The sequence below is a fragment of the Streptomyces sp. YS-3 genome (genome assembly GCF_045257485.1).
Classification (GTDB): domain Bacteria; phylum Actinomycetota; class Actinomycetes; order Streptomycetales; family Streptomycetaceae; genus Streptomyces.
The window spans coordinates 1-2799 of the sequence record NZ_JBJHPC010000766.1 but is presented as its reverse complement, the minus strand read 5'-3'; the positions used below and the strand labels follow the sequence as shown (position 1 = coordinate 2799).

The 2799-nt window shown below is 77.4% G+C and carries 2 protein-coding genes; both read left to right on the top strand.

The genetic code is table 11. The features are described 5' to 3' along the window. A partial coding sequence (locus ACJA3G_RS34495; protein ID WP_406556974.1) for an SDR family NAD(P)-dependent oxidoreductase occupies positions 1-1436 on the top strand: 1436 nt, incomplete at its 5' end. A 31-nt stretch (positions 1437-1467) separates the two neighbouring features. Then, positions 1468-2799: polyketide synthase (locus ACJA3G_RS34490; RefSeq protein ID WP_406556973.1), on the top strand; the 1332-nt coding region annotated here is incomplete at its 3' end.

Below are 2799 nucleotides of genomic sequence, written 5' to 3'. Positions count from 1 at the left end.
CGCCCACCCCACCGGACGCCTCCCTCGGCGGCAGGCGCTTCGCCCTGCTCGGCGGCGGCGCGACCGCAGAGGAGCTGACGGCACGGCTGGTGGACCGGGGCGCCGAGGTCGTCGCGTACGACACCGACCGGCGGCTCGACGCCGCCGACGGCCCCCTGGACGGGGTCTTCCACCTGGGCGCCGTCGTCCCCGCCTCCCCCTCCGACGGCGGTCCGCCGCTGCTCCCCGGGGCCTTCGAGGTCGTCCGCGCCGCCCTGCGCCTCCGGCCGCGCACGCTGATCTGCGCCAGGACCGCGCCCGGCGCCGGAGAGGAGGCGGGGGCCGGGCTGCCCGGGCTGTTCCGCACCATCGGGCGGGAGTACGACGACGTCATCGCGCGCGTCGTCGACCTCGACCCGGCGGAGACGGCCACCCGGCGGGCCGACTACCTGCTGGCCGAGCTGTACGCCGAGGACCGCGCCCCCGTCGTCGCCCGCACCGCCGCCGGACGGTACGGCCACACGCTCGTGGAGCGCCCCCTCGGCGCTCTGGCACGGACCGGCGCCGGGCCCGCCGGGGACGGGGCCGCCGAAGCCGCGGCCCTCGGGCTCGGCCGCGACAGCGTCGTCCTGCTCGCCGGAGGCGCCCGGGGCATCACCGCGGACCTCGCGCTGACGCTCGCGGCTGCCTCCCACTGCCGGATCGAACTCCTCGGCAGGACCCCGCTCCCCGCCGGGCCCGAGGACCCGGAGCTCGCGGGCGCCGCCGACGCGACCGCGCTGCGGGCGCTGCTCGCCGCCCGGGGCGACCTGGCCCCCGCCGCGATCGAACGCGAGGTCGCGAACCTGCTCGCGGCCCGCGAGGTCGCCCACACCCTGGACCGGCTGGATCGGCTCGGCAGCCCCGCCGCGTACCGCGTCGCCGACATGCGCGACGGCGCGGCCGTGGCCCAGGCCGTCAAGGAGATCCAGGCCGAGCACGGCCGTATCGACCTGGTGGTGTACGCGGCGGGCGTGATCGAGGACCGGCTCATCGAGGAGAAGGACCCCGAGTCCTTCCGGCGGGTGTACGCCACGAAGGTGGACGGCGCCCGCGCACTGCTCGACGCCGCGTCCCAGCTCGCCCACGGCCCCCGGACGGCCGTGCTGTTCGGCAGCGTCTCCGCCGTACTCGGCAACCGGGGGCAGGGCGACTACGCCGCCGCCAACGACGCGCTCGCGGGCCTCGGCGAGCGGTGGGCGCGGCGCACCGGACGGCGGGCGCTGACCGTGCACTGGGGGCCGTGGGCGCCCTCGGCGGAACACGCCGGCATGGTCACCCCGCACCTCGCCCGGGAGTACGCCCGGCGCGGGGTGGCCCTCATCGACCGCGAGGAGGGGGCGCTCGCCCTGCTGCGCGAGCTGGCCTGGGGCGACGAGTCGGCCACTTCCGTCGTCTACACGGCATCGGGCTGGTGACATGGCCGACCGGACGTCAGCCGCAGCCGGTATGACGGGACGTCAAGCCCCGGTGGCCATCGTCGGTATGGCCGTCCTGCTGCCGGGCGCCGAGGACCTGGACGCCTACTGGCGCAACCTCGTCGAGGGCGTCGACGCCGTACGGGAGGTGCCCGAGGGGCGCTGGGACCCGGTGTACTACCGGCCCGGCGACCCGGGCGGAGCCGCCGACCGGATCTACTGCCGGCGCGGCGGCTTCGTGGACGGCCTCGCCGGGGTCGACGCCGCCCGCTTCGGCATCATGCCGAGCTCGGTGGCGGGCACCGAACCCGACCAGCTCATCGCGCTCACCGTCGCGGCCCGCGCGCTGGCGGACGCGGGCGGCGAGGAGCGGCTGCCCGACCGCGGCCGGGTCGGCGTGGTCCTCGGCCGGGGCGGCTACCTCAACCCGGGCCTGGTCCGCCTCGACCAACGGGTCCGCACCGCCCACCAGTTGACGCGCACCCTGGGCGAGCTCCTGCCGCACCTCGGCCCCGGCCAGCTCGACCGGGTGCGGGCCGCCTTCACCGAGACGCTGGGACCCGAGCACCCGGAGTCCGCGATCGGGCTCGTCCCCAACCTGGCGGCCTCCCGTATCGCCAACCGCCTCGATCTGCGGGGACCGGCGTACACCGTGGACGCCGCCTGCGCGTCCTCGCTGATCGCGGTCGACCAGGCGGTGGGCGAACTGGCCTCGGGCCGCTGCGACCTGATGCTGGCGGGCGGGGTCCACCACTGCCACGACATCACCCTGTGGAGCGTCTTCACCCAGTTGCGCGCCCTCTCGCCGAGCCAGCGCAGCCGCCCCTTCCACGCGGCGGCCGACGGCATCCTCATCGGCGAGGGCACGGGCGTGGTCGCCCTCAAACGCCTCGCGGACGCCGAACGCGACGGCGACCGCGTCTACGCCGTGATCCGCGGCACCGGAGTGGCGGGCGACGGCCGCGCCGCGGGGCTGATGAACCCCGACCCGGGCGGCCAGACCCGCGCGGTCCGCCAGGCCTGGCGGGCGGCGGGCCTCGACCCGCGCGACCCGGACTCCCTCGGCCTCCTGGAGGCCCACGGCACCGGCACCCCGGCGGGCGACGCGGCGGAACTCGCCACCCTGGCCGAGGTGTTCGGGCCGGGCCCGGACGGCCCGGCCGCTCCCGTCATCGGCTCGGTGAAGTCGATGATCGGCCACTGCATGCCCGCGGCGGGCGTCGCCGGGCTGGTGAAGGCGGCCCTCGCCGTGCACCACGCGACGCTGCTGCCGACCCTGCACTGCGAGGACCCGCACCCCGCCCTCGCCCGCACCCGGTTCCGCCCCGCGTCCGCCGCGGGCATGCAGTGGCCGATCATCGAC